Source organism: Moritella sp. (genome assembly GCF_013215705.1).
Lineage (GTDB): Bacteria > Pseudomonadota > Gammaproteobacteria > Enterobacterales > Moritellaceae > Moritella.
This window is the reverse complement of sequence record NZ_JABSQR010000010.1, coordinates 53,445-60,073: the sequence shown is the minus strand read 5'-3', so window position 1 is coordinate 60,073 and position 6,629 is coordinate 53,445. Positions and strand designations below refer to the sequence as shown.

The following is a 6,629-nucleotide window of genomic DNA, read 5'->3' as shown; positions in this document are numbered from 1 at the left end:
TTTACTCAAATTGGTCTAGTAGATCAGCCATCATTGCCAGATCATCTTGTTGCAACGACTCTTTTTCTAAAAGTGTGGCAAGTTCGGCAATTGTCGGATTATGGAATAACTCAGCTAATGGGATCTGTACGCTGAATGTTCGCTGGATTCTAGCTTGTAGACGAGTTGCAGAAAGCGAATTGCCCCCTAGTCTAAAGAAGCTGTCTTGGATACCTATCTGATCATGCCCTAGGATTTGTTGCCAAATATCCACTAATTGATGCTCAAGTTCAGTTTGTGGAGATAAGTAATGGCCCATCCCATGACTATCAGATTCTGGTAGCGCTTTGCGATCGATTTTGCCATTGCTGTTCAATGGCATTGCATCGAGGATCACAAGTTCAGTTGGTACCATATAAACGGGTAAATGCTCGGCAATCAGGCGTAACAGCAGTTCACTATCTAAGACTGCAGATTTACGTAACGTGACGTAAGCAGCGATATAGCCATGTTCAGTATCCGCTTGCCATACTAAAGCGATAGCTTCCTTAACACCGGTTTGCGCCTGAAGCACGGCTTCAATTTCACCCAATTCAATTCTGAATCCACGTAATTTCACTTGGAAGTCAGTTCTACCTATGTACTGCAACTCACCTTTCGAATCGAAATAAACGCGATCGCCAGTGCGATACATACGTTGTCCCGGAGCTTGTGAGAAAGGATCAGGTAAAAAACTCTCGGCGGTTAATTTAGGACTGTTTAAATACCCGCGAGCTAACCCTAATCCTGAAATATATAACTCACCTTCAACCCCTGACAATACCGGCTGAAGTGCGCTATCTAAAACATAAAACTGAGTATTAATTAATGGCTTACCTAGCGCCGCTAATTTACCTGTGACACGCTCAACACGCGAACTTGATGCCCAAACGGTCGCTTCTGTTGGACCATAAACATTGGTCACACTCGCTGCTTTTTTTATCAATAATTCAGCTAATGCTGCATTCAACGCCTCACCACCAGTCAGTACATTAAGTGATGACCACCAAGCACTGTCAATATCAGCCAAACTTTGCCATGTTGCAGGTGTTGCTTGCATCACACTGATTTTATGCTGTGATAATAGCTGACTTAATGCTTGGCTATCTTTACTCTGTTGTTCGTTAGCTAACACCAAGGTCGCACCGTGCACCAAAGGCAATAATAATTCTAATACAGCAATATCGAAACCAATCGTGGTCACGGCCAACAACCGATCTTCAGCAGATATATTCACTACATCCTGTATCGCTTGTAAGAAATAATTTAACGCGGAACGATCAATTTGAACACCTTTCGGGCGGCCTGTAGAACCAGATGTAAAAATAGTGTATGCCAATGTATTTGGGTGGCAGTCAACGACAGGGCCAGGCCCTTTAGACTGTTTTTTTAGTTCTGTAGGAGAGAGACAAGGTGCAGAGTCGAAAGTCCGATCCGTTATCACTAACTGAGGTTCAGCTTGATTAAAAATATCTTCCAAGCGGCGTTCTGGCAACAATGGATCTAATGGGATATAAGATAAGCCCAATTGATAAATCGCTAATAAAGTAACAACAAGATCAGCTTCACGTGTTAAACAAACAGCTATCGGCTGCTCATGATTGAGGTTGAATCCAGCCATAGCGCCAGCGAGTTCTGACACTTCAGCAACTAACTCTTCATAAGTTAACTGGCGATCGTCAGCAATCAGGGCTAGGCTTGCACCATCTTCATTCGCACGTAATTTAACTTGATCTAACCAATCCCACTTCGCAGGTAAATCCACTTGAGTTTCATTCACGACTGTCGATAACGTTAACAAATCAATGAGTTGATAAGTATAGGTATCTACGTCTTCAGAAAGATAGGTTAGCGCCGCGTCAAGCATGGTTAACATGCTAGTCGCTAAATCTTGTGAGACTTTTTGAGTATCAAAAGAACAATTGATATTCAGAATATGACTAGGCTCAACTTGTAACATCATCGGGAAATTACTTGATTCAGATACCTCCAGCAGCTCAAATTTTGGCGTGGTCATCTCCCTCAGTTCTTGAGGAAATGGGTAGTTTTGAAATACCAGAGCGGTATCAAACAGTAACTCTCCTGGCTCTAGATCAACATACGATTGGATCTCTGCAAGTGGCATGTAATCAATGCTTCGTAACTCAGATGCATCGAGCTGTAATTGCGTTGCACAATCAACTAATCGCTCAGCAGGATTGAAACGAGTTCGTAATGGTAAACTAGCAATGAACACGCCAGCCATATGCTCAATATCTGAAACTTCCTGCGGGCGTCCAGCAGACGTCATTCCAAATATCACATCATAACCACCAGTAAATCGACTTAACGTAATCCCCCACGCCAGTTGCACCAACGTATTTAACGTTAAACCATGTGCTCTAGCCTGCGCCTTCAACTTCTGCGTAACCGACTCGGCTATTTGATACTGGCAATGTTTTTGCCCTTGCATCGGGGTTTCTGGACCAGGTAAATGTGTCGTTTGGGTAAAATCAGCTAAGTACGCTTGCCACTCTTTTCCGGCATATGCCATGTCTTGACGACCTAACCAAGTGAAATAGTCGGCATAATGCGGCGCTGGTTGTAAATCTTTTTGCTGATAAATAGCCATCGCATCACCCGCAATTAATGCCGATGTCCAACCGTCTACGATCAAATGATGGCGCGTCCATATTAAGCGGTGATCTTGAGGAGATAATTTAACTAAAATCACGCGCATAAGCGGTGCATCAGTCAGTTTAAATCCAATTTGATGCTCTTCAGCGACGAGTTCCTCAAATTTAGCGTTCTGTTCCGCTATCGATAATGCCTGCCAATCTTGCATTACTGTGTTCATCTCAGTATGTCGGCATACCACCTGATAAGGATGTTCAAGATCATGCCAAATAAAACGGCTTCGGGTTACATCATGACGCTGCGCTGCGCTTTTCCATGCGGCAAGAAACGCGTCTGTATTTATGCTACCAGTGAGAGCCATACTCGTTACGTTTAAATACAATTCTGGTTGCGGATCCAACAAACAATGGAACAAGATCCCTTGTTGAGTAGGTGAAAGCGGTAACACATCATCAATTAAAGATGCCGGTATATCCTGACAAATGGTATTTAAATCACGGGCAGAAATGGTTGCCATCACATCATCAACGGTTAACGTTTCAGGTAATATATCCAGATCATAACGAGATACAGATTGCTCAGTCTTCATCACTGTCGTAGACGATATTTGCTCAGCACTCGCATTTTGTTCTTCTATCTGCGGCACAATAAACAAGGCTAAATCAGCCAGTGTTTGATATTTAAAAACATCCTGAGGACGCAGAATGATATTTTTCTTGCGTGCAGCAGCAATAAACTGCAGCGCTAAAATAGAATCACCTCCTATTTCAAAGAAGTTATCACTCGACTCAACATTTTGCTTTGATAACGTCTTTGACCATAGCTGAGCGAGTGCTGATATAGCTTGCTCATGAAGTTTTTCCTTAGGATCCGACAGCGGTAATTGATCTGCCATAACCTCTGCTAACTCAACAGGTGTTTGATGTTTAAATAACAACTGCGGTGTTAATTTAACGCCTTCTTTTCGAGCGATTGCCACTAACTGCAACGCTAAAATAGAGTCACCGCCAACAGCAAAGAAACCATCACGACTAGTTATCTCATTGGCCTGCTTATTCAAGACTTTAGCAAACAAGCGACAGAAAAATAGAACGCCTTGATCTGAACTCAATAAAGATTTTGAATCGGATTCATTCGTACTACCATTCAAGTTTAAGGCTAATTTTTTTCGATCAACTTTACCATTAATAGTACGCGGTATCTCGGCTACTGACTGCCAGTAATGCGGTTGCATATAACTCGGTAAACACATTGATAACAAACGAGATAATTCTGTTTTATCTTGCTTACTGACAACTACGGCAGTGAGTTTTTCACGCCCTTCAGTTTTATCGAATATAATGGCGGCTTCAACAACACCATCCAGCGCATTAAGTTGAGTTTCAATTTCAGCTAGTTCAACTCTATACCCTCTAATTTTAACTTGACCGTCAGCTCGACCAATGAATTTAATTCGTCCGTCTGCCAGCTGTTTAGCTCGATCTCCAGATCGATACATTCGCTCACCAGAATAAAACGGATCACTCATAAAATGCTGTGCTGTTTTCGCGCTATCTTGCCAATATCCTTGCGCTAACTGATTACCCGCTATGTACAAGTCGCCGATAGCACCAACAGGGACAGCTTGAAGCAAACTATCTAATAGATAAACTCGACAACCATCAAGCGGCGTTCCTAAAGCTGTAGGCTCACCAGCAAGTAAACGACCCGCAATAACACCTACCGTTGCTTCAGTTGGTCCATAATGATTAAAAACGTTGAGCTCAGAGGAATAAACGCGAAGCTGTTCAAGTAAGCTATTATTAACGTCTTCACCACCAAAGACTAAAGTGTGTCGAGGTAATATTTCACTACGCTCCGATGCCAATAATCCTTGTAAATGAGAAGGGACAACTTTAAGCATATCAACTGGATATTTAGCCAAGTGATCAGCTAATCCTTCAGCATCAAGCATGAACGCTTGATCTAAAATACGCACTTGATTCCCAGATAATAATCCAGCCCAAAGTGCCGTATAGCCTAAATCAGTAGCCACACTAGCAAGGCTCGCATACACACTATTTTTGGGTAGATCTAAGCGACGATTTACAGCTTCGACATACGAAGCCAGTGCACCATGACCAACAGACACGGCTTTGGGTATCCCAGTCGAACCAGAAGTAAAGATTAAATAAGCCGGATCCTCTGCACATAATACAAGAGGCTTAACCAAGGGTTGCGAGACTTGAGCTAAAACATCAGTCGCGTCTAACCAATGATAAATCTCGGGTAACCAATCAGGTCTGCTGCCAGCACCAACACACACTTCGACATCTGCTTCTTTAAGCATTATTTGTGTACGTTCATTAGGCTGACCATCATCTAACGGTACAAAAGCAGCTCCGACATACCACACGGAGAGCATCGCGATCACTTGCTCTACACCCCGTGGTAATAAAATAGCAACGCGATCGCGATGGTTCACATTGGATTGCGACAGTGCATAGGCTAAACGAGATGCTTGTTCACTTATCTCTGCAACAGTTAATACCTGTTCGTTATATAATAATGCTGGCTGCGTAGGCGTAATATCTTGCCACATCGCCAACCCAGTTTCGTAACGAGGGGTTACGGGTTTAGCATCCGGCAACCAAGCTTTGAACTGATGCTGAATAAGCAATTTATTAGGTGCTAACAGCAACTCATCTAAGAGCTCAAAGAATCCATCGGCAATCGCGGTGACCGTTTCCGCAGTATATAGTGAAGAATTAAAACGCCAGTGATAACGAAACGAGTTCTCATATTCATAGACAACTAAATTAAGTTCGTGTGCAGCACCACGTTGTCCCGAGTCAATTATATGATCGGATATCGGCATACCAATAATACGGTCATTAGCTCGTGTATAAGTAAACATATGCGAAGTCACCGCGGTACGTTCCGCACTTCTATTATCTATCAATGCTTCACTGATTTCTGTCAGAGGCATTCTTTGATGCCGCAATGATTGACGATAAAAACGAGCACGTTCAACGATCAACTCAGTAAAGTTACAAGGCTCTGTAAAATCAGCAGGAATAAGAAAAGGATTAACACAATAACCAACAATTTCTTTATGGGTTCGCTTATAACGCCCCATCGTTGGCGACGCAATCAGAAACTTAGATTGACCAGACAGTTTATGTAAATAGAACTGAAAAGCACTTAGCAAGACAGTATATGATGTGGTCTTAGTCTCACGAGCCAACGCAGTAACTTTATCCGTCAGCGCTTGATTACCATCGAATTGCAACTCACAACCATCAAAATTTTGAATATCTCCACGCTCAAAATCCGTACTAATAGACAAAGGTGCTGGTAAGGGAGCTAACTCACTTTTCCAAAACGTTAACGCTCTATCTGCCGCATCTGAAGCAAGGTATTGCTTTTGTTCTGTAACCCACTGACTATACTGCACTGACGGTGCAGGATCCGTTGTGCCATCAACAAGCTGAGAATAATACTTAGCCCAAGTAGCAACCATTTGCTCAATAGAATAAAAATCACCAGCAATATGATGCAATGTCACAATTAAATAAGGTGTTACCTTACCATCGGTGTCATTTATCAACACATTCGCTCGGCACACATAACCTTGCTCTAATTCAAATGGCTGATCAGCGCACTTTGCTATCCAATCATCCTTTTCTGTTTCTGTGAAGCTGTGGTTTTCAACAGAAAAATCCGCTGATTTATGCGGAGCGAGAAAAGCATAAACCCCCTTTTCATCTTGTTGATAACCCGTTTTAAGCGCATCATGGTGCTCTATCGTATGATAATAACTCTGCTCCAATAAATTAATATCAATAGCATGCTGCTCTCTGCCACCTAACAAGGTAGAAAAATACATATTGTAAGCGGAAGATTCAGGGGCTAGCTTATACAAAAACCACAGCGATTTCTGGTTCGAAGAGACATCTAGTCTAAGTCCTTTGTCGTTTTGTTCCACTTGAGTTTGTTCTAATTCCATTTTAAAT

At 42.4% G+C, this 6,629-nt stretch carries 1 protein-coding gene; it reads right to left on the bottom strand.

What is annotated here, in order from left to right; all coding sequences use genetic code 11:
• Position 1 precedes the first annotated feature (1 nt).
• Positions 2-6,622: a non-ribosomal peptide synthetase gene (locus HRT96_RS08215; protein ID WP_293154789.1), complete on the bottom strand. Its 6,621-nt coding sequence runs from the start codon at positions 6,620-6,622 to the stop codon at positions 2-4.
• Between the last annotated feature and the right edge of the window lie 7 nt (positions 6,623-6,629).

Excerpts from the sequence above, each read along its gene's own strand:
- HRT96_RS08215 (WP_293154789.1), bottom strand. The coding sequence starts at position 6,622 with ATGGAATTAGAACAAACTCAAGTGGAACAAAACGACAAAGGACTTAGA.